Genomic DNA, 23,092 nt, shown 5'->3' with positions numbered 1-23,092 from the left:
GCAAGAACAATGAGTGACTTAAAAAAGAGATTATCCTTATTAAAAGTAGAAAAACGAATCAAGGGTTTGAAGGGAATTAAGGATGTTCATTTTCTGACCGATAAACCTAAAGAAATTGCTTGGTATGCTGGGGAGTTGAATCCTATCGATTCTCCGATTCCTTGCCTTTATGAGTTTTCTGCCAATCTTACTACTAAAGATCTAAGTAGGTCAATTCAAAGTTTAGTTGGAAAAAGAAGGCAGTTTATCCTAGTTTTGTGGGAGTTTTCACCAGTTTACATCTTGTTTCAAATGGAGTCTTTGGATGATTTTTTGCCCTCTTATTTTAGTGAATTTTTTACCAGAGACTTGACGCTATTCTTTCAAGACCAGGAAAAAGTATTGGATCTCCATTTAGCGGAGGATAAAGTAGAAGTGAGAGTCTTGGAGAATAAGGCTAAGAACCGGTAGATTCTATAAATTGAAAATGAGCATAGAATTAGTCGATGAAGGAAGCAAAGAGGAAAGAATGCTATTCTTGGAGAGACAAATGGTAAAGGTGGTTCTAATGTGTGAAAAAGAATATTATTATTATGACAATAGTGAGTTTATGTCAGGCCTAGGAGTTATTTATACAGAGTTTACTGGTCAGCGTGCAAGTCGACAAATTAACGTTTTGAATGGGCACTCTTATGCTTCCTCTTGCCTACAGGATTATGTTCCAGAAGTAGGGTTTCTACTCTATGATGGTCGAAAAGATGAGTTGGATCTATCAGACTCCATCAAGATTAGTCAAGAGGAATTTGAACGAATCTGGGCTCAGGCTGTCGCTAGCAGTAAGAATGATACGTAATCGTCAGTTGAAAATAGCCAAATATAATCAAAAAAGTGTGAGAGGAGTCCAATAATGATACTTAATTTGTTGAAGGAATTTGTAGAAATCTATCACCTCAACAGGGGCTTAGGAGAGTTAGAATATACTAGTGAAAATCTCCATGTCGAAAAGCCAGATTTGTCTGGTCAATTGGAAGAGTTCTATCAACATTTGAACTTTGATGAAGAAGCTTATTTTAGAGGGGCTCCCTATGATCTTGCTCTGTTTCCTCTCTCCTCTTGTGAAGCTGCAGCAGAAGGATGGCAGGATCAAGGCTGGAAGGAAACTTATGTAGTTTTTGCCCACTTGATGGGGGATGAAGTTATCTTTTGTGACTTAGAGAGTGATCTCAGTCCAGTCTATGGGAGAATCCCAGGAGATTCTAAGCTCTATGCTCTCAGTCCTTCTCTCTCTACTTTCTTAACCACTTATATGCTGATGAAAAAGCTAGAAATCACCCAGTTTGAGAACAATATCTATATTGATGAGGATTTATTGGACTATAAAGAGGGCTTCTTGGAGGGAATTATGGATATTATCGAGGAGCAACTTCCTGAAGACTATCGAAATGATTTTATAGCATTTATGCTGGGTTAAAGCCAAATAGAGAGATGAGAAGCAAATGGAAATGAAGAATTTTTTAAAATGTTGTGAGGATCTGGTCATACAAGAAAGTGGGGCAACAGCTTTTGAACTAGAAAAACTTAAAGCCAGACAGTTTCCTCAAGCTCACTTAGATTTACTCTCCATAACCAATGGCTTGGAGTTTTATGGTGGCTATTATCGTTTGTTTGGTACAAATTCTGCTCAAGCCATCACACTTGACTCTTGGAATTCAGACACGTTTTGGAAAGATATCTGGGAAGATTATGTATCGGGCTACTATTTTTTTGGTATGTCTGCTATTGGAGATCAATTCGCTTATAGATTGAAGGATGGGAACATTCAAAGTCCTCAAGTTTATTATTTAGATGGGATTACTATGGATGTCATCGAGATCTACGACAGTTTTGAAGCATTTTTTGAGAGGGAATTTGTTCTGAAGGCTCAAGGTGGGATGGAATCTATTTTTGTTTCTGCTAGGGAGCGATTTGGAAATCTAGACCTCTCCACAAGCTGTATTTATTCCCCTTCCTTAATGATTGTGAATGATCCAAGCGTTGAGAATCTCATGCTTTTACCGACAAAGGATGTCATGACTATCAATGGGGATTTGCTTGTTCAATTATCTGATTCGGAGGATTCAATTACGAAACTGGAGCAATATCTAGACGATTTAGGTAGAGCTAGAGTCAAGGTTATCTTGGATCGAGATTGAGCAAGCAGGATAAAGTTTATATAGAAAAGAATAGTCTAAAAATTCACGATTTTAGTTTTTGCGACAAGCGGTGCTGTAGTCTTCTTGTAAAAGTGTCATTGTAAAAATAGATAGGTTGAACAAAGAAACAGAAGCATGATATTCATGAAAAGAGGTGAACGATGACCAGTTTAGATAAATATTTAGAAATCATAAAAGAAGGATTTTCCGAAAGAGAGAATCTAATGGCAATGGAGCCTCTGCATTCTATAGAAGAGATTGCATCATTATTGGACGAAAAATTGACTTATAAAGAATTCATCGATATCAATCGCTTATTAAGACAAAAGTACATTGTTGAAAACCCAGAGGATATGCTGAAGGATGTGGATTTTAATCAGCTTTCGTTACCTAGCAATACGAGGGTGATTTACTTGATGGGAAGTAAATCTGATGTGCTAGACTTCTCAATATACGAACAAGTAGAAAAAATTTTATTAGTTGGTGCTAGAAGAGTAAGAAAGATTATCTTGCCCCAGAAAGATTGTGTAAAAGCTTTAGGGATTTCTTCTATGACAAATTTGGAAATGATAGAGAACATCTCTTTTCATACAGGTATGCGTTATCTGCACTTTGATTATGGTGTAAAGTTGCCGGACTTTGATTTTATAAGGGATTTAGATCAGTTGCTCTATCTTTCGTTTACAGCAAATAAAAATTTACCAGAATTGGATTTTATCCAGCCATCTAGTGAGCTTCGTTTTTTAGATTTTGTCGATACGAATATTTTTAACTACGCATCAACAGTTAGCTACTTGAAGAGTCTGAAACATCTCCGATTTTTAACAACGGGAAGAACGAATCAAAAGCAAAGGGAACTTCTTAGAAGTGAGTTACCACATGTTTGCATGCGAGAGGGGTAAAAACATGTCTTCAATACAGGTTTTTTATAACCTATGTCTTCATTATAAACGAACCATTAGTCCCGTTGTCTAAGTAGGAGGAAACATGACTCATACGAATCTAGCAAAAGAAACCTTACTCCAGTTTATGCAGGCTATGTATACTTGGGAGAAAAAGGCCACTAGGAACTTAAGAAATAAAGCTGATAAAGAGATGTTGAAGGATGAATTAGCTACTATTTTTAATCAGTTTTGTATATCTAAAAAACCACTCAGAGCAAGGGAATTATCTTTATCCGTCCGGTTTCCGTTTGACTATAAAATAGAAACGCATCCCATCGTTGATGAAGAGCATGACGGGAATCAAGCTTATATTTATATCAAGGAGAATCGTTCTGGTATAGAAACTCTCTATCGTTTTCAAATGGTGTTTCAAAAGGGGAAATGGTGGATTGATAAGAAAAAATGGCTCGATGATGGGAAGTGGATCAATTCTTCCTTGTGATATACTGGATAATGTAGGAAGACGGAAAGAGATGAACCTCAAAAACACCGGTAGTTGAGTGTAAGAAATGAAATTTTAGAGGTCAATATGAATAAAACACTTTCAAATCAAAAAAGAAAACTAACAACTATCAAAAATAAAATACTGAAGGCCAGAGATTTTCACTTAGAGGCAGAAAACCTATCTAATACTGAGTCCATTTTAACAGCTCTAAAATCTGATAAGAAAAGCGTTCAAGTTAACTACGAAGAAAATGGTGAGATAAGATCATACCTGTATGATTATGTAGATATGATTGATTCTATAAGTCCGTATCCTCTAGTCTCTAACTTTATAGAAAGTAAAACATCAGAAACCTATCAATCTTTACTAAACGGCTGTTTTTGTTCTGTAATGGGTGATATGGCTTCTGCTAAATATTTAGCTAAAGGTGGCTCAAACTTTGATACAGATAGTTGTTTGAATATCTTATTTGCCCTTGCCTATTTAGATGATACTTATGTAGAATTTTTAATTGATAAATTAGCCTATTTTAAAGAAGCCCAAGTTGAAAAAGGGAAAAAAGTTATTTTCTTTTCAGCCAAGAGTTTATTGCCTTTAGTCGTTTTTCTTTATGGAAATGGACAGGGAGACCGGTTAGCTAGCTTGCTCGAAAATGCCTGTGATGCTAAATATAAACCCTTGGACTCGAACCCTTATCATAATGTGAATGATGCCTATAAACAGGTTATGGAAACTATTTTTTCAGAGGATGTTGATGTTTTTAGAGAAACAATTTTATCCATGTGTGATTATCATTTAGCGAACACCAAAGATAGTCATTTAGTAGACTTCAATACCTTACTATGGCAGTATTTCCCAATTGAAATCTTAGTTTTACTAAAAGAACGTCAGAAAAGAGGCCTCCCAATCGACGGTCTTAGCCATCCCTTGCTTGATGACTTTTTACCCTATTTCATGGATGACTTTCAGATATCCGAGCAAAATAAGATGATACTTGGAACAATCTTAGAGTAGCAATGTAGAATACATGGAGAAGTCAATAGGAACAAAAGAATTTCAAATAAAAAAAGTAAACGAACAGCAATCAGCAAATACTAAAAGCCAGAGATTTTGCTCTTGATAATGAACAGCTTTCTGTAACAGAGGCTGCTTTAGATGCATTAAAAGCTGGTAAAAAGTATAGAAGTTACTGATAGGGGCAATGGTAAAACCAAAATCTAGAATTATTAATTGTAAAGGTAGATTAAGCTAGGAGAAAACGATGAATTATTATTTTATAATGGATGATAAATCCAATAAGACTTTTAATTTTGATGTTGAATATGGGCGAGTTGATTTTGAAATACAAAAAAAACCTTACGAAGAAGAATGGACTAAACCAATAGATTATATTTACGATCCAAATTGTCCTGATGTGATCTATTATAATTTTGTGAATAAAAAACAATACATAAATAAAATAAATTTTGATTATGATTATTATTGGTATTCCCATGGTTTTATCCTTTCTAAAAAGTTAGCAACCATTTTTAAACAATTCAAGATTCAAGGTCATGTTTGGAAAAAGCTTAAATTTACAGTGAATGGCGATGTCATGGAATCTCCTGACTTTTATCTATTAAAATTTAATACCTATACCAAAGATAATCCTGCTCCTGATTTTATTGATTATGAGAAAACAGAATCATTACCTTCTAAAACGATGTATACAGTTTCAAGAAAACTGGTCTTAAAAGAGGATGTTGACTATGATATTTTTAAGCCTGGAAGGGTTGAATTACTTGCAGCGGCTGGCTTTGTCGTTACGGAGGAAGTAAAAGAAGCCATCGAAACGAATCACTGTGGTCGAGGCATTCGTTTTTTACCGATTGAAACAGCTCAAGAAGAATATTGTAAGAATAGTTTTAAGGATTTTACTAGTTTATTAAAAAGAGCAAAGCCTAAATTACCCTAACATTAAGTATTCCTTTAAAAAATAAGACTCTAGTCTACATCATTCGAGATTTCAGGCAGAAAATATCAGAAGAAAATGCTTCTAAAAGGAGAGATAAGATATGAAGAAAACATACTTTGTTTATCAAGATAGTGGAGCGATAGAAAGGCAAAGTGACGGAGTTGAGTTCTGTAAAATACCGGAGTTTTGTGATGATCAGATCTATTTTTATTGCGATGAATATATGCTTTTTTGGACCTCCATTGAGGATGTAGGTAACATGAATAAAGCTAGGGATTTTAAATTAAAAGATAACATAGTACCAGCAACGCTAGAAGAGATTAGTGATGAAGGATTGATTGGCTACATAGATACAGTGAAACAATACAATATTGAGAATGGAAAAGTTGTAGGAATGATCTATATCCATTTAGACTCCTAGTAAACTGTAACGAACAACTCTTAACATCCTATGAAAGAGCAGGTAATGAAATGAAAGAGGCCAAAGAACTCTTCGTAAAAAATGGCTTTTCGCGACTAAAGCGAACCAATAACTATTATAAAATCAATCATGATTTTTACACGGTGATCTATTTTCAACGAAAATCAGATGGGACTGCCTATTTCGTTAATATTGGCATTCATCCCCTCTTTCTGGACTCGGGACTGTTAGAAGAAGTGGATTGTGCTCTAAGGACTCGATTAGGTTCTATCGATAATAGAAATGGCATGGATCAAGCTGAATTGGAAAATGCTGTCCAAGAGGCCATCGATTTTACTACTCAGTATTCATCGTATCCTACCGTATTTTCAAGCATAAATCCCGAGAAGGATCTTGAGAAGGATGGGTTGCTAAAAGAATTCTCTATCACCAAAGTGAACTTATGCAGATTGTATGTTGAGTATTATGATACCATCGATTCTGAGAAGGTAGCTTTAGATTTTGCAAACTATGGCTTATCCATTACACCTAAGATTGCCTCTGTACCTAAAAACTTCTTTAAAACCTATATTCGTTCGGGAGAAGTTTTAAAATAATATTACCAGTAATTTGAGATTAGGAAGGGATGATGGTCAAAGGGGAGAGTTTCTCAATAAAGTAAGTAATAGTCAAGAATGCTAGTCTAAACCTGTTCAGTAAAGGATGTGTCGCAAAAATTGGGGGAAAAGTTGAAAAGTAGAGATAATTTTCATAGACACTATTTAGTATTGTGGAACCTAATGATGTCCATAGAAAGTAATGTTGTAACCAGTGAAGAGGCTGAGTTTCTATATCCTTTTGATATGAGTAAAAAGGAAGATGTCCTTAAAGTATTTGATGCATTTGTGAAAGAGGATTTCTTGAGCCTAGAAGAAGAGAAGCAGAAGCAAGTGCTTGAGACCATTGAGGATGTTATACGGGCTGGAGATAAAGTGGTTGAGCATTTTTTTGAATATGAATTTGGTTTTGCTTCAAAAGAGCCAAGAAATAAAGTTGCCTTTCTAGAATTGGTTAAGGATATATTAGTCTCTTATTTGTCCATCTCAGACTAGTCATCTATTTTCCTTTGAATTTTAAGAATGAAATTTATGGACTTCGAGGTCGCGTATTTTAAGAGTAGTTGACAGCCTCAACCCAAGACTTAGCTGAGTGAGGATGATCTATTTAAGGTTTATAATCCTCACATGGGAAGAGTACTTACGCAAAATAGCGGATAGGCAAGAAAGAATGGTTTGATGATTCTAAAAGGAGAAATAAGAGATGAAAAACTATTTACTGGATGAAAGGATATTTCAGTATCCTGAATCGTTTAAAAAATTGATCGAACTCAATTTAGTTGATTTTGATATTTGGTATCTGTTAGATTCAGAATGGGCCCTGTCTTTGTATGAGGGATTGCAGGAAAGGTACCCAACCCGAAAGTTGATTCCATTTGCTAAAAGAGGAGATTGTGATGATACAGCTTGTTTTGAAATAGGAAAGGGCAATAAGGTCCAACTCATTCATGATTTTGCTACCGAAGGATGGGAGCAACGAAAAGAGTTTAACGATTTTTGGGAATGGGTGGAATATGCGGTAAAATGCATGATAGAGTATAACAAAGAGGATGGGATTGAATAATCGTAATCTCTTTTCTAGGGACGAAGGAACTCGTCTCTAATGATTTACAAGGCAAGGAGAACAAATGGAAATGATCCCCCAATTATTAAATGAGATTGAAAAATGTCTCCAACAGTTAGATCATCCTTGTTTAGACCATCTTAATTCGGGAATATCTTCTCAAAAAATTCAAGAATTGTTTGAGGAAATCCCATTGCAGCCAACTCAGGACTTGCGTGCCCTTTATACTTGGAGAAACGGATCAAAAGATTGTGAGGGAATCACACTCGGTGAGCTGGCATTTTTTCCTGGTTTCTATTTGATGTCTCTGGAAGAAAGTATCCAGACCTATCAGGAGTTGAGGAAGACTTCTACTTGGAATCAATGCTGGTTTCCAATTTTTGCCAGCGGAGGGGGAGATTTTTATGCCATGAATCTAGCTTCAGAAGCTCAGGGGCATATACTTGGTTTCTACGTGTATGAAGAGGATCCTCAGGTAGAATACCAGTCATTAGAATCTATGCTCATAGCTCTTAAAAACTGTTTTGAACAAGGTATTATTTTCCGGAATGAACAAGGCTACTTGGATATGGATTATAGGAAGCATGCTGAGATAGCACATGAGTTAAATCCAGATCTGCAGATATGGCTGGAATTCTTAAAGGAGACGTAAGAGGAATGACCAAGGAGAAAAAATGGCAGTAGTTACTGTATTAAAAAAGATCATTAGACTCTATGAGGAAACAACGTTTATCCCCCAATCGGTGAGTTTTTCAGATACAAAATTAAGTACCCAGTCTTTCAATTTGACAGGAGAATTACTTGATTACTATCAACATATAGTGTTCAAAGAGGATTTATCTTTTGCCAATCAAAATTTTAATATCATTTTGTTGCCATTAGATTCTCCTACCAGGACAGTCGAATGTTGGGCCTTACAAGATGTTCTTCAGTTTAGTGAAGGGCAATACCAGATATTCGCTACTACAGATACAGACGATATTCTTTTCTGTGATATGCAAGATGAAAGTTCTCCAGTTTACGCGGGCAGGCCTGGAGATCCTATTTTCTACAAACTCAGCGATAGTTTGACGGAGTTTTTGGAGTTCTATTTCGCTTTTTCAAATTTTTGGGGCCAAAGAGAAGATGTCCCTCTGGAGGAATTTATTGCTGGGACAGGTGACTTAATAGAGCACTACCTTTCCCCAGACGTCCAAGCGACAGCGAAAGAATTTCTATTAAGGTAAGAGTGAGCTGAGATAGATTTGCAATTAAAGCCCTTCTCTATAACAAAAAATGAACTGGATAGGAGAAAAGAAATGAATGTTAAAGAACTAATTGAAGAGGTTGAAAATGATGTTGATTTAGCATCCTATATCAGTCTTGTACCCAAAAAGAATAAGAAGACCCAAGCTGTCTATCTCGAATCACTGAATCATCTGGCCTATTTACTTTATCTGGATGGTCAAGAGGAAACGGCTAAGGAATTATTAGATAGGATCATACAGGTTCCATTTGAAGGGAATTTTAACACCTGGACCTTTATTGATAGCTCTCTGGTTTTATTGGCTTATCTGGAAAGAGAGGTAGAAAATCAGGTATTCGTCTATAAAAAACTCCTTTTGTCTCCGTTAGAACAAGGGGAGGAATCAACTCAAAAAATTAGAAGGAGAGTTCATCAGAGATTTTTGAATGGCGATAGCCTGGAGCAAAAGCTTGCAAAAATCGAAAAGGCTCCAAGCCCTGAATCAGAAATGGAACGTCGTCTGCTATACTTGGCAGATTTGTTGAAGATTCACCTCTTTATTACTGAGTCAACTTGTGAAGAGACAGATATTCAGACAAAAATCGAAGAGAATATGGAGATACTAAAGAAGTATATCAAGGAGCATGAAATTTATAGCCTCTTTCCTTTTAAAGGATAAGGTGAGCTAGCAATTTTGGATTTTTAGAAAGAGTAGAAAATGGAAATCAAAAATCACTTTGGTGTCTATGGCATTTGCTATGAGAATGGGAAATTGCTCTGTATTGAAAAAACAAGAGGCCCCTATCAGCATCGTTTTGACCTACCGGGTGGTAGTCAGGAACTCGGTGAGGGGTTGACGGAAACCCTCAAGAGAGAAGTTATGGAAGAGACGGGCTATACTCTTAGCCGTTACTTAAATCCTAGGATTTATGATGTGCTGGTTCAGGAAGAAGGGCAAGATTTCGCAGTACACCATATCATGGCCTTTTATGATATCGTACTCGATTTCAAACGCTCTCAACAATCCCTTCCTCAGGAGCTTCTTGATGGAAGCAATGATTCAGCAAATGCAATTTGGTTGAATTTAGAAGAGATTACTGCAGACAATGCTTCGCCTTTAGTATTGAAGGCCAAGGCAGAGTTGCGAGGATTTCCAGAATTAGAACGGACAAGCTATAAGAATTGGAAGGTAAAGATGGGGGATAATGGAACTATTTAAAACATGGAAGAAATATATGGTTCTCTATGGTCTTAAATCTCAAATCGGGACTGTTTATCGAAACAGTGATAGGACAACGAGCTTTTATGATATTGGGAATTTTTTATACCTAGCAGGGGAGTTGGATTCCAGATTTTGGGAAGATTTTGTTAGGCAATATGGTTTAGATTATAAGATTATTATTTCAGAAAATACCAATTGGCAAGATTTTCTGCATCAGAAAGTGGAGCTAATTTCTTTTACTCGTTATTCTTTTAAAGATAAGGCAAATTTTCAAGTTGAATTTCTAAATGATCTAGTTAGTCAGTTAGAGGAAGATTACAATATTGTACCTATTGATAGTCGTATTTATAACTGCCTTTCTGAGGAAGAATGGTCACAAGATTTACAGGGGGATTTTGAGTCCTACCAGGATTTTGCTTTAAAAGGTGGATTTGGTTTTGTGATTCTTAAAAATAAAGAACTGATTGCTGGGATTTCCTCAGGGTTAGTTTACCAAGGTGCAGTTGAAGTGGAAGTTGCAATTAGACCAGACAAACAAGGAAATGGATTTGCTAAAAAACTTGGTGCTGCAATGATTCTAGAGAGTTTGAATAGAGATATATTTCCACTTTGGGATGCTCATAACGAGGCTTCCAAAAAAGTAGCAGAATTTTTAGGATATGAGTTAGTTGAACCTTATGAAGCTTTTGAACTAAAGGAAAGTGTCGTATAATGATATCTGATATTGTATCTTATAAGACGAGGTGAATGGACATGCAAAATCAACTGGCTCTTAGTGGAGAAAAAATTATTGAAAAAGTTTATCTTCAACTATTTCACCACATTGGTATGATTCGTGGGGAATACTTGCTAAGAGAGCTCAACCAAAACATCCTGTTACCAAATTGTCAGCAATTTGTGAAAGATTATCTAGACACTATTTGTCATTTGTACTCAGATGAAGAAGTCTGGTATCGCTTTTCAGAGTTAACAAATGCAGAAGCAAATAGTCTAGACGGGACTAAAGAGTATTTTGACGAACGCCACCCCTTATTTGGATACAGAGGTATCAGGCGTTTGTTGGCGTGTCCAGATGAATTTCAGGCTGAGACAAATGTTGTTACAGAAGTTTTTCAAACCAATCTCAATCTGTCTGTTATTTTTCCTTTTGTCAATGATGCCGAACAATTAAAACAAGCTATTACAGTATTGCGTCAGTATGGTTTTACCGGGAAAGTCGGCACGATGATTGAATTACCATCAGCTTATTTCGACTTGGACAGGATACTGGAAACTGGTATTTCAAAGATTGTAGTTGGAATGAATGATTTAACTTCTTTTATTTTTGCGACTGTGAGAAACAGTCAATGGCATGATATGGAAAGTCCAATTATGTTAGATATGTTGAGACAGATGCAGGATAAAGCAAGGATGAAAAAGATTGATTTTGCTGTAGCAGGCTATCTGAATACTTCTTTCATACAAAAAATGAATCAGATGGGTATCGAATGTATTCTCCATTACAGCTCTATTCCAGAGATTTTTGATTTAGAAATTGACCATCCAGACCATCTTAAACATATAAAAGAAGAAAGTAAAAAATTACAAAGGAGAACCCATGACACCGCAAGAAATGTGGAATGTCTACAAACAAATCAACCCCTTGATTGGAGATGAAATCGATGCCTGGGCTTTTGGAGTGGAAGCTGATCTCTTGGCTGATTTGGTTTTAAAAGGTGAAAAGACGGCAACTGCTTCAGCTTATGACCTTTACGCACTAGAAGGCGAATCTCTTCCGCAAGAAGGGACCTTTGATGTCATTTTAGATAGTCAAGATCAGGCTGTCTGCATTGTCGAAATTACCAAGGTTTCTGTTCAGCCCTTCCATCAAGTGTCTGCTGACCATGCCTTCAAGGAAGGTGAAGGAGATAAATCCTTAGCTTATTGGCGGCAGGTTCATGAGGAGTTTTTCACGGAGTGGCTGGAGGAAGCGGGGTTGATTTTTACCCCTGACAGCAAGGTGGTTTTAGAGGAATTTCGCAAGGTTTATCCATTGTAGAACGAGGCTGGGCAAAAACTGTCCAGCCTTCGATGTTTAATAGGAATAACTGTATGACGCAGTGGTTGATTGGCATCTTTGTTCGCTACTTAGCTCCAAAGATGACCTATGAAGATGGAAAACCATGTTTTCTTTATCTGCAACCTCCAACAGTCTCCCAGACTGTTGGAGCTGTGCGGGGGTGGGAAAATTGAAAAGGTTTGGGGAACCTTTTCAACTTTTGTTTAATTAGTCGAAGTTCTTTCCCACTCCCTTTGGTTCGGGTCTTATTTTCCAAAAGGGCTAAAAAATGATATAATGTAAGCGATATTGTACAGAAAAGAGAATGTCTATGCCAAATTATGCCATTATTTTAGCAGCGGGTAAGGGTACTCGCATGAAGTCAGATTTGCCCAAGGTTCTTCACAAGGTTGCAGGGATTTCTATGTTGGAGCATGTTTTCCGTAGTGTCGGAGCCATTGAGCCTGAAAAAACGGTCACAGTGGTTGGACACAAGGCGGAATTGGTAGAGCAAGTCTTAGCGGGACAAACAGAATTTGTCAAGCAAACGGAGCAGTTAGGAACAGGTCACGCTGTGATGATGGCGGAGCCAGTTCTTGAAGCCTTGGAAGGTCACACCCTTGTCATTGCAGGGGATACACCTTTGATTACGGGTGAAAGCCTCAAACACTTGATCGATTTCCATATCAACCACAAGAATGTGGCAACGATTTTAACAGCAGAGGCAGCTAATCCATTTGGTTATGGCCGGATTGTCCGTAATGACAATGCGGAAGTGCTTCGCATCGTCGAGCAAAAAGATGCGACAGATTTTGAAAAGCAAATCAAAGAAATCAATACAGGAACTTATGTCTTTGACAATGCCCGCCTCTTTGAAGCGTTGAAGAATATCAACACCAACAATGCCCAAGGCGAATACTATATCACAGACGTGATTGGGATTTTCCGAGAAGCAGGAGAGAAAGTTGGAGCCTATACGCTCAAAGACTTTGATGAAAGCCTCGGCGTTAACGACCGCGTAGCCCTTGCGACAGCAGAAGGCATCATGCGTTGCCGCATTAACCAAGCTCATATGGTGAATGGAGTGAGCTTTGTTAATCCTGATGCGGCCTATATCGATATCGATGTTGAGATCGCACCAGAAGTACAAATCGAAGCCAATGTCACTCTAAAAGGGCACACAAAAATTGGGGCTGAGACAGTCTTAACCAATGGAACCTATATCGTGGACAGTGAAATCGGTTCAGGTGCCGTTATTACCAACTCTATGATTGAAGAGAGCACGGTAGCGGATGGTGTGACAGTAGGACCTTACGCCCATATTCGTCCTGGATCTAGCTTGGCAAAAGATGTCCATATTGGAAACTTTGTCGAAGTCAAAGGTTCGTCTATTGGCGAAAATACCAAAGCTGGTCATCTGACCTACATTGGCAACTGTGAAGTCGGTAGCAACGTCAACTTTGGTGCGGGAACCATTACCGTCAACTATGATGGGAAAAATAAATACAAGACAGTAATTGGCAACAATGTCTTTGTCGGTTCGAATTCGACCATCATTGCTCCAGTTGAGCTAGGAGATAATTCTCTAGTCGGTGCTGGATCTACCATTACCAAGGATGTACCAGCAGATGCGATTGCGATTGGTCGTGGTCGTCAAGTCAATAAGGATGAGTACGCGACCCGCTTTCCCCACCATCCTAAAAATAAATAGGAGATTTTCATGCAATTTGAAGAAAAAACCATTGAGCGCAAGGAGATTTATCAAGGACCGATTTTCCAAGTAGTCACAGATCAAGTGGAACTACCTGATGGAAAAGGTCAAGCGCAGCGTGATTTAATCTTCCATAATGGAGCAGTAGCGGTTTTGCCGATCACAGAAGATGGTAAAACGATCTTGGTCAAGCAGTACCGCAAGGCGATCGAAAGGACTTCTGTAGAGATTCCAGCAGGGAAGTTGGAAAAGGGTGAAAATGCGGATCCTCAAGCAGCTGCTCTGCGTGAATTGGAAGAAGAAATTGGTTATACAGCGGATCTAGAGTTGTTGTATGATTTTTATTCTGCCATTGGATTTTGTAACGAGCGGATCAAACTCTATGTTGCGACCAACTTGAAAAAAGTGGAAAATCCTCGCCCTCAAGATGAAGACGAGACCTTGGAACTCCTTGAGGTGACTTTAGCAGAAGCTGAGGATTTGATCCAAACGGGTGATATCTGTGATGCTAAAACCATCATGGCAGTTCAATATTGGAAACACCTACAAAACAAATAAAGAATAGAGGAGACACCGATGGGCAAACCTTTATTAACAGATGAAATGATTGAGCGGGCAAACCGGGGAGAAGCTATCTCTGGTCCCCCGCTCTTTGATGAGGAAGAAACAAAAATTCTCCCGACAGGAAACAGGGGATTTGGTTATGAACGGCCAGTGACTTCAAGGGAAGTAGATAGTGGACGTGGAGCATCGTATCCTCAGGAGACTATTCCGATCAGAGTCCAACCTACTGTGACCAAGAGCCGTCGGATTGAGAACCAAAAAGATGAGGTGATTCAATCAAAATTGAATAAGATCTTATTTTGGGTCATCCTGCTCCTCATCTTGTTAATTCTTGCAATTTGGCGCCTATAAGGAGCGTCTACCAAAGGAGTAACGAATATGAAAATTGGAATCATTGCGGCCATGCCCCAAGAGTTAAAAATCTTAGTGGAAGCTTTGCAGAATGGCGAGAAACATCTTCGCCTAGGAAAGGTCTACTATACAGGATCGATTGGTCGCCATGAGGTCGTCTTGGTTGAAAGTGGCATCGGCAAGGTCATGTCAGCCATGAGTGTGGCTGTATTGGCCAATGATTTTAAAGTGGAAGCCATTATCAATACAGGTTCTGCAGGTGCTGTAGCACCAGGGATGGATGTTGGAGATATCGTCCTTGCGGACAAATTGGTCTACCACGATGTTGATGTGACAGCTTTTGGGTATGCCTATGGCCAGATGGCAGGGCAACCACTCTACTTTGAATCCAGCCGTTATTTTGTATCAGAGATGAAAAAAGTTCTAGCTGAGGAACAAACACCAACCCATGTAGGCCTGATTGCGACTGGAGATAGCTTTATCGCGAGTGAAGAAAAAGTCGCAGCGATTCGAGAACATTTCCCAGAAGTATTGGCCGTTGAGATGGAAGGGGCAGCCATTGCCCAAGCGGCTCATGCAGCCGGCCGTCCTTTCATGGTCATTCGGGCTATGAGTGACACGGCAGATCATGCAGCTAATATCTCTTTTGATGAATTTATCGTAGAGGCTGGCGAGCGCTCTGCTCAAACCTTAATGACTTTCTTGAAGAGATTAGTATAGAAAAAGATAGAGAGATTGAAAATGTATCGTGAATCATATTTTGATGGAGGCCTATTTTCATATATCGGTCACGTGATTCTAGCGACCATTATTACAGTATTTACTTTCGGTATATGTGCTCCTTGGGGCATGTGTATTATGTATAACTGGAAGATCAAGCATACCGTGATTGATGGTCATCGTCAATACTTTGATGGAACAGCTATGCAATTGTTTGGTAATTGGATCAAATGGTGGTTCTTTACCATCATTACATTTGGAATCTATGTGTTCTGGTTAAATATTAAGGTCACTCAATGGATTACCAAACATACTCATTTTATAGACTAATAGAAAAGAGAGTGGGACAGAAATCGGTAATTCGTTAGAATTCGATTTCGTCGTCCCACCTCCGCAAAGTTGAGTAGGGCTGTAAAAGCTGATGAAATCAGCGTAGTAGAGCCCATTCAACCACTGCGTCTTACTCGACAATCCAAAGACAATTGAGAGGCCAGGACTTTTGTCCTAGCCTCTTTTTGTGAAGCCATTTCTTTAACCACTATTGCTCCTTCATGTTATAATATAGTCTAGTAATGCAAAGGAGAAGTTATGGTCTTATCAAAAAAAAGGGCACGTCATGTGATTGAAGAAATTATTGCCCTCTTTCCGGATGCTCAGCCAAGTTTGGATTTTCGCAATCATTTTGAATTATTAGTAGCGGTGATGCTCTCTGCTCAAACAACGGATGCCGCGGTTAATAAGGCAACTCCTGCCTTGTTTGAAGCCTTCCCAACTCCTCAAGCCATGGCGGTCGCTAGTGAAGCCGACATTGCCAAGCATATTTCCAAATTAGGTCTCTATCGCAATAAGGCTAAGTTTCTCAAAAAATGTGCCCAACAATTGTTGGACAACTTTGATGGCCAAGTCCCTCAGACACGGGAGGAACTGGAGAGTTTAGCCGGAGTGGGACGTAAAACAGCCAATGTGGTCATGAGTGTCGGTTTCGGAATTCCTGCCTTTGCTGTTGATACCCATGTAGAGCGGATTTGCAAGCACCATGACATCGTCAAGAAATCAGCAACACCATTAGAAGTGGAAAAACGAGTCATGGACGTTCTTCCTCCTGAACGCTGGCTCCCAGCTCATCAGGCCATGATCTATTTTGGACGGGCTATCTGCCATCCTAAAAATCCCGAATGTGATCACTATCCGCAATTGTATAACTTTAAAGACAGTTAAAAAGCGAGGTCTAATGACTTCGCTTTTATTTGATAGGGAAGAAAGTAAGTAAGAGCCAAGAAATCAGTAGAGTAATAGCGCCAATTCCAAGGCAAAATAGAATAGGAAGGAGGATTCTTTGGTAGGGAGCTTTACCCCTTTCTTCCGCTTCTTCAATCTCGCTCAGACTGCGTCCTTGTTCATAGGCGACAATCTGGCGATAAGTACGAAGATTATGCTTTTTCTTGAATTTCTCAATGCGTAGGGCGTAGAATAGAGCGACAGCAAAAATCAAGCAACTAATAAGTATGCCGTACCTATCCAAATAAAGAATTAGGGGAATGCTGATGATAGGACTGCCAATTAGCAGTAAGCTAAAGACCACTTCATCTTTTTGATAGCGCATAAATTCTTGGTCATGAATAATCTGTTTCATGGTTTCCAAATCTCCTTTGACTAGTTTGTCCAATGACACTTCAAAGACCTTGCTTAATAAGAGCAGATTTTGAATATCAGGGTAGGTCGCGCCGCGTTCCCAGTTGGAAATGGATTGACGGCTGACAAAGATGATTTCAGCTAAATCGTCTTGAGATAAATTTTTCTCTTTACGATAATGCTGGATTTGTTTTCCGACTTGCATAAGATTTCCTCGCTTCCTGATTTCATTCTACTCATTTATACAAAAAACGGCTATCAAAGTTCTTTGACATGTTGATTTCATAGGCTTTCGCAAAGATTTTTGTCACTGGATTTCAGGTCTGTCAATTCATATTTTCCTATTGAAAAAGGGGCCAGCAGCCTCCTTTTTCTTATTCACTAAATCGTAAAAAGTAACCATCCGGATCCAAAATCGCAAATTCATGGGGATAAATGAAGCTATCCCCCACTCGAAATTCTCTTTTTGTCAGCGGACGATGGATGGGATAATCAGCTTCCAGCAGTTTTTGGTGGAGCTGAGGGACATCCTTGATGCCAAAGGAAATATTGACACCGCGCCCGAAAGGATAAGTCAGTTGGGCTAATTCTTCTGCGCTGCCTTCTTCTAGCATAAGTTGGCAGTCTTCAAGCGAGAGGAAGAGAAATTTCTCCTCAGGACGCTCGTATTGGATAGAGAATCCCAATAAGTCGCAGTAGAAGTGACGCGATTTCTCGATATCCGATACGACAAATTCAGGGATGACAGCTTGATAGTCCATTCGTTTTCTCCTTATAGATCAATCTCCATGACAATTGGTGTATGGTCTTGACGGGCGCCGGAGTCAATCATAGCTGACTTGGTCACCTTGTCTGCAATGCGGTTAGAAGTGAGCCAGTAGTCGATTCTCCAGCCTGTATTGTTGATTTTAGATGTCTTGCTACGTTGTGCCCACCAAGTATATTGATCTGGAAGGTCCCCATGCAAGTGGCGGAAAGTATCAGTGAATCCTTTGGCTAGCAAGTTGGTGAAGCCAGCGCGCTCTTCATCGGTAAAGCCTGGGGAACGACGGTTGCTGGCTGGATTGGCCAAGTCGATTTCCTTGTGAGCTACGTTGTAGTCTCCTGTTGCCAGAACTGGCTTTTGTTGATCTAGTTCCGCCAAGTAGTCTGCGTATTTGGCATCCCAGATTTGACGTTCTTCCAAACGTTTGAGCCCATCTCCAGCATTCGGAGTATAGACCTGGGTCACAAAGAAGTCATCAAATTCAAGAGTAATAATGCGACCTTCGAGGTCCATGGTAGAAGGAGCACCGATTTCTGGGAAGCTTACTATTGGTGTCAATTCTTTTTTGTAGAGGAACATGGTTCCTGCATATCCTTTACGAGCGGGTTCTACAGATGACCGCCAAGTGTTTTCATATCCAGGGAAAAGCTCTTCTAAGACCTCTAAGTGTTTTTTCGTTGGTCCTTTGGCAGATAATTTTGTTTCCTGAATGGCAATGATATCCGCATCCTCGGCTACCAAGGTTTGGAGGACGTCTTGCGAGAGCTTCGCGCGCGCAGAGTCACTCGTCAAGGCGGCATTCAATGAGTCAATATTCCATGAGATTAGTTTCATATCGTTTCCTTTACTAACTTTGTCGATGCTACTATTATACCAAAAAATATCCAGTCTCCAGTCTCTTGTGATTTGAGGAAGGATCCGCTTTTGGTAGAAAATTGTTTATATTGTTCATATTGCTAAAAGAATAGTTGCCATGGAGTTCAGAATGGCTATTTTTTTATCCGGTCTAGCGACTCGCGTCTGGATGAAATGTGCTATAATGGAGGTTGAGTTTAAAATAGAAATATTCCTCAGGTTCCCTTTAAAGTTATCCTATTTTTAGGTTGCCTTGATAGGGGCTGGGGCTGAGAATCCAGATGAAAGGAGAGGTATGGCTCGAAAATCTAAACGTTCAAAAAAAGCGAATGCAAAGGTGAGAAAATTTGATAATCGGTGGATTACTAGACGACTTTATTTGTTATTCAGTCTAGTCTGTACCCTCTTTTTGATTTTAATTGCTCGACTAGGGTATATGCAGATTACTCATCAAGGCTTTTATACACAAAAATTAGCAAAAGCTACCAAAAAACATTTAACAAGAGGAAGTATCCGGGGACAGATTTATGATGCTTCTGGTCAGCCACTAGTGGAGAATGTCGATAAGAAGGTCTTGTCCTTTACACGTAGCAACAAATTTACTGCGGAAGAGATGCGTCAAACAGCACAGCTTCTCCTAAATTACGTAAGCGTGTCAAATCCTCAAGTCACCAAGCGTCAAGAAATTGACTTTTATCTCGCAAACACAGAAGTCTACAAAGAAGTAGTGGACAAACTGCCTAAGGAGGAACGCATCGATACGGATGGTAACCCACTTCCAGAAGCAAAAATCTACCAGTATGCGGTGGACAGTATTGACCCAGCTAAATTAGGCTATACGGATGAAGAAAAAAAGGCCATCTATCTCTTTAGCCAAATGAATGCAGTCGAAAACTTCGCCAGTGCTACGATTGTGACGGATCCGATGTCCGATGAGCAGGTGACGACAGTCAAAGATCATTTAAAAGAATTTCCAGGATTTGAAGTGATTACGAGTTGGGATCGAAAAGTAGTCGATAGTCCTTTGGCTTCTATTGTCGGTAGTGTGTCGACAGAGCAAGCCGGCCTACCAGCTGAAGAAGCCGATGATTATTTGGAAAAAGGCTACGCCTTAAATGATCGCGTCGGAACTTCTTATTTAGAAAAACAATATGAGTCTGTTCTCCAAGGAGAACGGGTTGAAAAAGAGATCCATTTGGACAAGAATGGCAATGTCGAAAAGATCAAAACCCTCTCAAAAGGAAGCAAGGGAAATAATATCAAGCTTTCGATTGATTTGGATTTCCAAAGAGGAGTGGAAGATATCTTGAGAAAGTCCTTCCAGGCAGAGTTAGCTGCTGGCAATGCGACCTACTCAGAAGGGGTCTATGCTGTTGCCTTGGATCCAAAAACGGGTAAAATCCTTGCTATGGCGGGGATGAAGCATGAAGCCGGTTCACAAGATCTTACCCCTGATGCTTTAGGAACAGTGACCAATGTCTTTGTCCCAGGATCTGTCGTTAAAGCGGCTACCTTGACAGCAGGATGGGAAAATGGGGTGATTTCTGGGAACCAAGTCTTGTTGGATCAACCAATCTCATTTTCTGGTTCAACTCCAATCACTTCTTGGTTCACCCAGTTTGGAAGCCGAGAAATCAATGCGGTGCAAGCGTTAGAATATTCTTCCAACACCTATATGGTGCAGATTGCTCTTGGTTTGATGGGCCAACCCTATCAGCCTAATATGACCTTAAAGACAGATCAATTGGATCCTGCTATGGAGAAGTTGCGTTCGACTTTCGCCTCCTATGGTCTGGGAGCGGAAACAGGGATAGACCTTCCAAATGAATCAACGGGCTATGTTCCCAAAGAGTATTCGATTGGCAATTACTTAACAGACGCTTTTGGTCAGTTTGATAACTATACGCCTATGCAGTTGGCTCAATATGTGGCAACCATTGCCAACGATGGGAAACGCGTGGCTCCACACCTGGTTCAAGGAATCTATGAGAATGATGCCAAGGGAGGTTTGGGTCCTCTGAAAGAAGAGATTGCAACAAAAGAACTCAACCAAGTGGCTATATCACCTGAAAACCTAGACATCATTAAACAAGGTTTTTATCAGGTAGTATATGGAACCAGTGGCTTTTCGACTGGTAAAACCATCGGAGAAGGTGCGGCGGTACCAATCAGTGCGAAAACTGGGACTGCAGAAACATTTGTAAATGGTGGGACCCCTGCTGTAAACACCAATGTCATCGCCTATGCTCCGTCTGAAAATCCTCAGATTGCAGTTGCAGTGGTCTTCCCACATAATACTAATCTCCAAGCGACAGTCAGTCACAGTATTACCAGAGAGATTATCAATCTCTACCAGCAAAAACATCCTATGAATTAGAAAGGAAGCTATGCTCTATCCAACACCTATCGCAAAATTAATTGAAAGTTATTCGAAGCTCCCTGGTATTGGGATCAAGACAGCAACTCGTCTGGCCTTTTATACCATCGGAATGAGTGATGATGATGTCAATGAGTTTGCAAAGAATCTTTTGTCAGCAAAGCGGGAATTAAGCTATTGTTCCATCTGTGGGAACCTAACAGATGAAGAAGAGTGTGCCATTTGTCGAGACGAGACTCGCGATCCATCGACCATCTTAGTGGTGGAAGATAGTCGAGATGTGTCGGCCATGGAAAATATCCAGGAGTACCACGGACGCTACCATGTCCTTCATGGCTTGATTTCGCCCATGAATGGGGTCGGACCGGATGATATTAATCTCAAGTCCTTGATCACACGATTAATGGATCATGAGGTCCAAGAAGTGATTGTGGCGACCAATGCAACAGCAGATGGGGAAGCAACTTCTATGTATATCTCACGCGTCCTCAAACCAGCTGGTATCAAAGTGACCCGCCTGGCACGTGGATTAGCCGTCGGAGCCGATATCGAGTATGCGGATGAAGTGACCCTTCTTCGGGCTATCGAAAATCGAACCGAGTTATAAGCGGTTACAGAGAGGCTGGGACAAAAGTCCTAGCCTCTCAATTGTCTTTGGATTGTCGAGCAAGACGCAGTGGTTGAGTGGGCTCTACTACGCTGATTTCATCAGCTTTTACATCCCTACTCAACTGTGCGGAGGTGGGACGACGAAATCGAATTCTAACGAATTACCGATTTCTGTCCCACTCTCTTTTTTGTTTTTTAGGTGTTCTCACTCGTTTTCTTTCTTTTTAAAGTGTGGTATACTAGAGGGACGAACTCGTATGTGAGGAGTGCTTTTGATAAGTCGATTATGAAGCACAAAATTAAATAAAGGATTAGGACCAAACAATGGCAAAAGAAAAAATTGTACTTCTTTATGGTGGCCGTAGCGCAGAGCGCGAAGTGTCTGTGCTTTCCGCTGAAAGCGTCATGCGGGCGATTAATTATGACATGTATTCTGTTGAGACCTATTTCATTACTCAAGCTGGAGACTTCATCAAGACTCAAACTTTTGAAGAGAAACCTGCTGAAACAGAACGCTTGATGACCAATGAAACCATTGATTGGGACGCTAAAGTATCTCCGAGCAGTATCTCCCAAGAAGGAGCGGTTGTCTTTCCAGTCCTTCACGGACCGATGGGAGAAGATGGATCGGTTCAAGGTTTCCTAGAAGTATTGAAACTCCCTTATGTGGGATGTGATATCCTTTCTTCTAGTGTGGCGATGGACAAGATTACCACCAAACGGGTCCTAGAATCTGCAGGGATTCCACAAGTTCCTTATGTGGCTGTCCTTGAAGGAGATGAGCTAGAAGCTAAGATTGCCTTAATCGAAAAGGAATTGACCTATCCGGTCTTTACCAAGCCTTCTAATATGGGCTCTAGTGTCGGGATTTCAAAAGCAGAGAACCAAGCAGAACTTCGCAAGTCTTTGGAATTGGCCTTTAAATATGATAGCCGTGTTTTGGTTGAGCAAGGTGTCGTAGCGCGCGAAATCGAAGTAGGATTGTTAGGCAACTACGATGTCAAGAGCACCCTACCTGGTGAAGTGGTCAAAGATGTAGCCTTCTATGACTACGAAGCCAAATACATCGATAATAAGATTACGATGGCGATTCCAGCTGAAATTCCTGCAGAAGTTGCTGCGACCATGCGTCAGAATGCAGAACTAGCCTTCCGTGCCATTGGTGGCAAAGGTCTCTCCCGTTGTGATTTCTTCTACACAGAGGACGGGGGCATCTACTTGAATGAGCTCAATACCATGCCTGGCTTTACCCAATGGTCTATGTATCCTTTACTTTGGGATAACATGGGCTTGGCCTATCCTGATTTAATCGAGCGCTTGGTAGAATTAGCCAAAGAAACCTTTGAAAAGCGTGAAGCGCACTTACTTTAAGAAACTGTTCCTAGCGGGAGTGGGAGATGAAGTCAACTCATAGAGGAGTCGCTTTTC

General features: G+C 39.9%; 32 protein-coding genes. 29 read left to right on the top strand and 3 right to left on the bottom strand.

Going from position 1 to position 23,092, the window contains the following annotated elements; translation table 11 throughout:
• The first annotated feature begins 9 nt into the window (after positions 1-9).
• The 26 genes from D7D50_RS09935 (at position 10) to nth (ending at position 16,643) form a co-directional block, all read left to right on the top strand.
• The gene (locus D7D50_RS09935; protein WP_120702251.1) at positions 10-450 is read left to right on the top strand and encodes a hypothetical protein; all 441 of its coding nucleotides are present in this window, start codon (positions 10-12) and stop codon (positions 448-450) included.
• Positions 451-547: 97 nt separating this feature from the next.
• Positions 548-832 (top strand): hypothetical protein, encoded by a 285-nt coding sequence (locus tag D7D50_RS09930; RefSeq protein ID WP_120702372.1) that lies wholly within the window; start codon positions 548-550, stop codon positions 830-832.
• Positions 833-886: 54 nt separating this feature from the next.
• On the top strand, positions 887-1,450 hold the full coding sequence (locus D7D50_RS09925) for a hypothetical protein (RefSeq protein ID WP_120702249.1): 564 nt from the start codon (positions 887-889) through the stop codon (positions 1,448-1,450).
• A gap of 25 nt (positions 1,451-1,475) precedes the next feature.
• Positions 1,476-2,171 carry an SMI1/KNR4 family protein gene (locus D7D50_RS09920; RefSeq protein WP_120702247.1) on the top strand — a complete coding sequence of 232 codons (696 nt, stop codon included), beginning with the start codon at positions 1,476-1,478 and terminating at the stop codon, positions 2,169-2,171.
• A gap of 161 nt (positions 2,172-2,332) precedes the next feature.
• Positions 2,333-3,073 (top strand): hypothetical protein, encoded by a 741-nt coding sequence (locus D7D50_RS09915; protein ID WP_120702245.1) that lies wholly within the window; start codon positions 2,333-2,335, stop codon positions 3,071-3,073.
• A gap of 85 nt (positions 3,074-3,158) precedes the next feature.
• Complete coding sequence (locus D7D50_RS09910; protein ID WP_120702243.1) at positions 3,159-3,557, top strand: NTF2 fold immunity protein; 399 nt, start codon at positions 3,159-3,161, stop codon at positions 3,555-3,557.
• Between the two features lie 87 nt (positions 3,558-3,644).
• Entirely contained in the window at positions 3,645-4,574 is a 930-nt protein-coding gene (locus tag D7D50_RS09905) for a hypothetical protein (RefSeq protein ID WP_120702241.1), read from the top strand.
• Between the two features lie 247 nt (positions 4,575-4,821).
• Complete coding sequence (locus D7D50_RS09900; protein WP_120702239.1) at positions 4,822-5,514, top strand: Imm43 family immunity protein; 693 nt, start codon at positions 4,822-4,824, stop codon at positions 5,512-5,514.
• Between the two features lie 100 nt (positions 5,515-5,614).
• Positions 5,615-5,935, top strand: a complete 321-nt coding sequence (locus tag D7D50_RS09895; protein ID WP_023022578.1) for a hypothetical protein — start codon at positions 5,615-5,617, stop codon at positions 5,933-5,935.
• Positions 5,936-5,985: 50 nt separating this feature from the next.
• Positions 5,986-6,531 carry a DUF4304 domain-containing protein gene (locus D7D50_RS09890; protein WP_023022580.1) on the top strand — a complete coding sequence of 182 codons (546 nt, stop codon included), beginning with the start codon at positions 5,986-5,988 and terminating at the stop codon, positions 6,529-6,531.
• Positions 6,532-6,663: 132 nt separating this feature from the next.
• Positions 6,664-7,026, top strand: coding sequence for a hypothetical protein (locus D7D50_RS09885; RefSeq protein ID WP_224781601.1), 363 nt, complete (start codon positions 6,664-6,666; stop codon positions 7,024-7,026).
• Positions 7,027-7,234: 208 nt separating this feature from the next.
• Positions 7,235-7,594 (top strand): hypothetical protein, encoded by a 360-nt coding sequence (locus tag D7D50_RS09880; protein ID WP_023022583.1) that lies wholly within the window; start codon positions 7,235-7,237, stop codon positions 7,592-7,594.
• 64 nt (positions 7,595-7,658) lie between these two features.
• The gene (locus D7D50_RS09875; RefSeq protein ID WP_023022585.1) at positions 7,659-8,246 is read left to right on the top strand and encodes an SMI1/KNR4 family protein; all 588 of its coding nucleotides are present in this window, start codon (positions 7,659-7,661) and stop codon (positions 8,244-8,246) included.
• A 22-nt stretch (positions 8,247-8,268) separates the two neighbouring features.
• Positions 8,269-8,820: a hypothetical protein gene (locus D7D50_RS09870; RefSeq protein WP_023022587.1), complete on the top strand. Its 552-nt coding sequence runs from the start codon at positions 8,269-8,271 to the stop codon at positions 8,818-8,820.
• Between the two features lie 72 nt (positions 8,821-8,892).
• The gene (locus D7D50_RS09865; protein ID WP_120702237.1) at positions 8,893-9,498 is read left to right on the top strand and encodes a DUF6707 family protein; all 606 of its coding nucleotides are present in this window, start codon (positions 8,893-8,895) and stop codon (positions 9,496-9,498) included.
• Positions 9,499-9,537: 39 nt separating this feature from the next.
• The gene (locus tag D7D50_RS09860; protein ID WP_120702235.1) at positions 9,538-10,038 is read left to right on the top strand and encodes an NUDIX hydrolase; all 501 of its coding nucleotides are present in this window, start codon (positions 9,538-9,540) and stop codon (positions 10,036-10,038) included.
• The gene (locus tag D7D50_RS09855) at positions 10,025-10,753 is read left to right on the top strand and encodes a GNAT family N-acetyltransferase (RefSeq protein ID WP_120702233.1); all 729 of its coding nucleotides are present in this window, start codon (positions 10,025-10,027) and stop codon (positions 10,751-10,753) included. The genes D7D50_RS09860 and D7D50_RS09855 overlap by 14 nt, the downstream gene beginning before the upstream one ends.
• Positions 10,754-10,794: 41 nt before the next feature.
• Entirely contained in the window at positions 10,795-11,697 is a 903-nt protein-coding gene (locus D7D50_RS09850; RefSeq protein ID WP_120702231.1) for a putative PEP-binding protein, read from the top strand.
• Positions 11,639-12,079, top strand: a complete 441-nt coding sequence (locus tag D7D50_RS09845; RefSeq protein ID WP_120702229.1) for an ASCH domain-containing protein — start codon at positions 11,639-11,641, stop codon at positions 12,077-12,079. Before D7D50_RS09850 ends, D7D50_RS09845 begins: the two co-directional genes overlap by 59 nt.
• A gap of 53 nt (positions 12,080-12,132) precedes the next feature.
• Positions 12,133-12,273: a hypothetical protein gene (locus tag D7D50_RS10285; RefSeq protein ID WP_227877742.1), complete on the top strand. Its 141-nt coding sequence runs from the start codon at positions 12,133-12,135 to the stop codon at positions 12,271-12,273.
• A 137-nt stretch (positions 12,274-12,410) separates the two neighbouring features.
• Positions 12,411-13,790, top strand: coding sequence for a bifunctional UDP-N-acetylglucosamine diphosphorylase/glucosamine-1-phosphate N-acetyltransferase GlmU (glmU, locus tag D7D50_RS09835; protein WP_120702227.1), 1,380 nt, complete (start codon positions 12,411-12,413; stop codon positions 13,788-13,790).
• A 9-nt stretch (positions 13,791-13,799) separates the two neighbouring features.
• The gene (locus tag D7D50_RS09830) at positions 13,800-14,348 is read left to right on the top strand and encodes an NUDIX hydrolase (RefSeq protein ID WP_023022601.1); all 549 of its coding nucleotides are present in this window, start codon (positions 13,800-13,802) and stop codon (positions 14,346-14,348) included.
• Positions 14,349-14,366: 18 nt separating this feature from the next.
• Positions 14,367-14,705: a cell wall synthase accessory phosphoprotein MacP gene (macP, locus tag D7D50_RS09825; RefSeq protein ID WP_023022604.1), complete on the top strand. Its 339-nt coding sequence runs from the start codon at positions 14,367-14,369 to the stop codon at positions 14,703-14,705.
• Positions 14,706-14,732: 27 nt separating this feature from the next.
• Positions 14,733-15,425, top strand: coding sequence for a 5'-methylthioadenosine/adenosylhomocysteine nucleosidase (locus tag D7D50_RS09820; RefSeq protein ID WP_120702225.1), 693 nt, complete (start codon positions 14,733-14,735; stop codon positions 15,423-15,425).
• Positions 15,426-15,446: 21 nt separating this feature from the next.
• Entirely contained in the window at positions 15,447-15,755 is a 309-nt protein-coding gene (locus tag D7D50_RS09815; RefSeq protein WP_120702223.1) for a YjgN family protein, read from the top strand.
• 258 nt (positions 15,756-16,013) lie between these two features.
• Positions 16,014-16,643: an endonuclease III gene (nth, locus tag D7D50_RS09810; RefSeq protein WP_120702221.1), complete on the top strand. Its 630-nt coding sequence runs from the start codon at positions 16,014-16,016 to the stop codon at positions 16,641-16,643.
• A 25-nt stretch (positions 16,644-16,668) separates the two neighbouring features.
• Here nth and D7D50_RS09805 read toward each other — a convergent pair whose 3' ends face one another.
• The 3 genes from D7D50_RS09805 to D7D50_RS09790 all read right to left on the bottom strand — a co-directional run bounded on the left by D7D50_RS09805 (position 16,669) and on the right by D7D50_RS09790 (position 18,657).
• Positions 16,669-17,262, bottom strand: coding sequence for a helix-turn-helix domain-containing protein (locus tag D7D50_RS09805; RefSeq protein WP_120702219.1), 594 nt, complete (start codon positions 17,260-17,262; stop codon positions 16,669-16,671).
• A 169-nt stretch (positions 17,263-17,431) separates the two neighbouring features.
• Positions 17,432-17,818 (bottom strand): bleomycin resistance protein, encoded by a 387-nt coding sequence (locus tag D7D50_RS09795; protein WP_120702216.1) that lies wholly within the window; start codon positions 17,816-17,818, stop codon positions 17,432-17,434.
• A gap of 11 nt (positions 17,819-17,829) precedes the next feature.
• Positions 17,830-18,657 carry an exodeoxyribonuclease III gene (locus tag D7D50_RS09790; protein WP_120702214.1) on the bottom strand — a complete coding sequence of 276 codons (828 nt, stop codon included), beginning with the start codon at positions 18,655-18,657 and terminating at the stop codon, positions 17,830-17,832.
• Positions 18,658-18,973: 316 nt separating this feature from the next.
• On the opposite strand from D7D50_RS09790, the gene pbp2b reads away from it, so the two are divergent.
• The 3 genes from pbp2b (at position 18,974) to D7D50_RS09770 (ending at position 23,035) form a co-directional block, all read left to right on the top strand.
• Complete coding sequence (pbp2b, locus tag D7D50_RS09785) at positions 18,974-21,055, top strand: penicillin-binding protein PBP2B (RefSeq protein WP_120702212.1); 2,082 nt, start codon at positions 18,974-18,976, stop codon at positions 21,053-21,055.
• A gap of 10 nt (positions 21,056-21,065) precedes the next feature.
• Positions 21,066-21,662, top strand: coding sequence for a recombination mediator RecR (gene recR / locus D7D50_RS09780; protein ID WP_006596694.1), 597 nt, complete (start codon positions 21,066-21,068; stop codon positions 21,660-21,662).
• A 326-nt stretch (positions 21,663-21,988) separates the two neighbouring features.
• Complete coding sequence (locus D7D50_RS09770) at positions 21,989-23,035, top strand: D-alanine--D-alanine ligase (RefSeq protein ID WP_023026556.1); 1,047 nt, start codon at positions 21,989-21,991, stop codon at positions 23,033-23,035.
• The last annotated feature ends 57 nt before the right edge of the window (positions 23,036-23,092 follow it).

It is taken from the genome of Streptococcus koreensis (assembly GCF_003627135.1).
Lineage (GTDB): Bacteria > Bacillota > Bacilli > Lactobacillales > Streptococcaceae > Streptococcus > Streptococcus ilei.
This window is presented reverse-complemented; position numbering and strand designations above follow the sequence as displayed.

What these genes read in the sequence shown, in the direction of transcription:
- D7D50_RS09910 (WP_120702243.1), top strand. Translation starts at nt 3,159, where the DNA reads ATGACTCATACGAATCTAGCAAAAGAAACCTTACTCCAGTTTATGCAG.
- D7D50_RS09920 (WP_120702247.1), top strand. Translation starts at nt 1,476, where the DNA reads ATGGAAATGAAGAATTTTTTAAAATGTTGTGAGGATCTGGTCATACAA.
- D7D50_RS09820 (WP_120702225.1), top strand. Translation starts at nt 14,733, where the DNA reads ATGAAAATTGGAATCATTGCGGCCATGCCCCAAGAGTTAAAAATCTTA.
- recR (WP_006596694.1), top strand. Translation starts at nt 21,066, where the DNA reads ATGCTCTATCCAACACCTATCGCAAAATTAATTGAAAGTTATTCGAAG.
- D7D50_RS09930 (WP_120702372.1), top strand. Translation starts at nt 548, where the DNA reads ATGTGTGAAAAAGAATATTATTATTATGACAATAGTGAGTTTATGTCA.
- D7D50_RS09925 (WP_120702249.1), top strand. Translation starts at nt 887, where the DNA reads ATGATACTTAATTTGTTGAAGGAATTTGTAGAAATCTATCACCTCAAC.
- D7D50_RS09845 (WP_120702229.1), top strand. Translation starts at nt 11,639, where the DNA reads ATGACACCGCAAGAAATGTGGAATGTCTACAAACAAATCAACCCCTTG.
- pbp2b (WP_120702212.1), top strand. Translation starts at nt 18,974, where the DNA reads ATGGCTCGAAAATCTAAACGTTCAAAAAAAGCGAATGCAAAGGTGAGA.
- D7D50_RS09880 (WP_023022583.1), top strand. Translation starts at nt 7,235, where the DNA reads ATGAAAAACTATTTACTGGATGAAAGGATATTTCAGTATCCTGAATCG.
- glmU (WP_120702227.1), top strand. Translation starts at nt 12,411, where the DNA reads ATGCCAAATTATGCCATTATTTTAGCAGCGGGTAAGGGTACTCGCATG.
- D7D50_RS09900 (WP_120702239.1), top strand. Translation starts at nt 4,822, where the DNA reads ATGAATTATTATTTTATAATGGATGATAAATCCAATAAGACTTTTAAT.
- D7D50_RS09805 (WP_120702219.1), bottom strand. Translation starts at nt 17,262, where the DNA reads ATGCAAGTCGGAAAACAAATCCAGCATTATCGTAAAGAGAAAAATTTA.
- D7D50_RS09860 (WP_120702235.1), top strand. Translation starts at nt 9,538, where the DNA reads ATGGAAATCAAAAATCACTTTGGTGTCTATGGCATTTGCTATGAGAAT.
- D7D50_RS09890 (WP_023022580.1), top strand. Translation starts at nt 5,986, where the DNA reads ATGAAAGAGGCCAAAGAACTCTTCGTAAAAAATGGCTTTTCGCGACTA.
- D7D50_RS09935 (WP_120702251.1), top strand. Translation starts at nt 10, where the DNA reads ATGAGTGACTTAAAAAAGAGATTATCCTTATTAAAAGTAGAAAAACGA.
- D7D50_RS09865 (WP_120702237.1), top strand. Translation starts at nt 8,893, where the DNA reads ATGAATGTTAAAGAACTAATTGAAGAGGTTGAAAATGATGTTGATTTA.
- D7D50_RS09905 (WP_120702241.1), top strand. Translation starts at nt 3,645, where the DNA reads ATGAATAAAACACTTTCAAATCAAAAAAGAAAACTAACAACTATCAAA.
- D7D50_RS10285 (WP_227877742.1), top strand. Translation starts at nt 12,133, where the DNA reads ATGACGCAGTGGTTGATTGGCATCTTTGTTCGCTACTTAGCTCCAAAG.
- D7D50_RS09795 (WP_120702216.1), bottom strand. Translation starts at nt 17,818, where the DNA reads ATGGACTATCAAGCTGTCATCCCTGAATTTGTCGTATCGGATATCGAG.
- D7D50_RS09790 (WP_120702214.1), bottom strand. Translation starts at nt 18,657, where the DNA reads ATGAAACTAATCTCATGGAATATTGACTCATTGAATGCCGCCTTGACG.
- D7D50_RS09855 (WP_120702233.1), top strand. Translation starts at nt 10,025, where the DNA reads ATGGAACTATTTAAAACATGGAAGAAATATATGGTTCTCTATGGTCTT.
- D7D50_RS09770 (WP_023026556.1), top strand. Translation starts at nt 21,989, where the DNA reads ATGGCAAAAGAAAAAATTGTACTTCTTTATGGTGGCCGTAGCGCAGAG.
- D7D50_RS09815 (WP_120702223.1), top strand. Translation starts at nt 15,447, where the DNA reads ATGTATCGTGAATCATATTTTGATGGAGGCCTATTTTCATATATCGGT.
- D7D50_RS09830 (WP_023022601.1), top strand. Translation starts at nt 13,800, where the DNA reads ATGCAATTTGAAGAAAAAACCATTGAGCGCAAGGAGATTTATCAAGGA.
- D7D50_RS09870 (WP_023022587.1), top strand. Translation starts at nt 8,269, where the DNA reads ATGGCAGTAGTTACTGTATTAAAAAAGATCATTAGACTCTATGAGGAA.
- D7D50_RS09875 (WP_023022585.1), top strand. Translation starts at nt 7,659, where the DNA reads ATGGAAATGATCCCCCAATTATTAAATGAGATTGAAAAATGTCTCCAA.
- D7D50_RS09850 (WP_120702231.1), top strand. Translation starts at nt 10,795, where the DNA reads ATGCAAAATCAACTGGCTCTTAGTGGAGAAAAAATTATTGAAAAAGTT.
- macP (WP_023022604.1), top strand. Translation starts at nt 14,367, where the DNA reads ATGGGCAAACCTTTATTAACAGATGAAATGATTGAGCGGGCAAACCGG.
- nth (WP_120702221.1), top strand. Translation starts at nt 16,014, where the DNA reads ATGGTCTTATCAAAAAAAAGGGCACGTCATGTGATTGAAGAAATTATT.
- D7D50_RS09895 (WP_023022578.1), top strand. Translation starts at nt 5,615, where the DNA reads ATGAAGAAAACATACTTTGTTTATCAAGATAGTGGAGCGATAGAAAGG.
- D7D50_RS09915 (WP_120702245.1), top strand. Translation starts at nt 2,333, where the DNA reads ATGACCAGTTTAGATAAATATTTAGAAATCATAAAAGAAGGATTTTCC.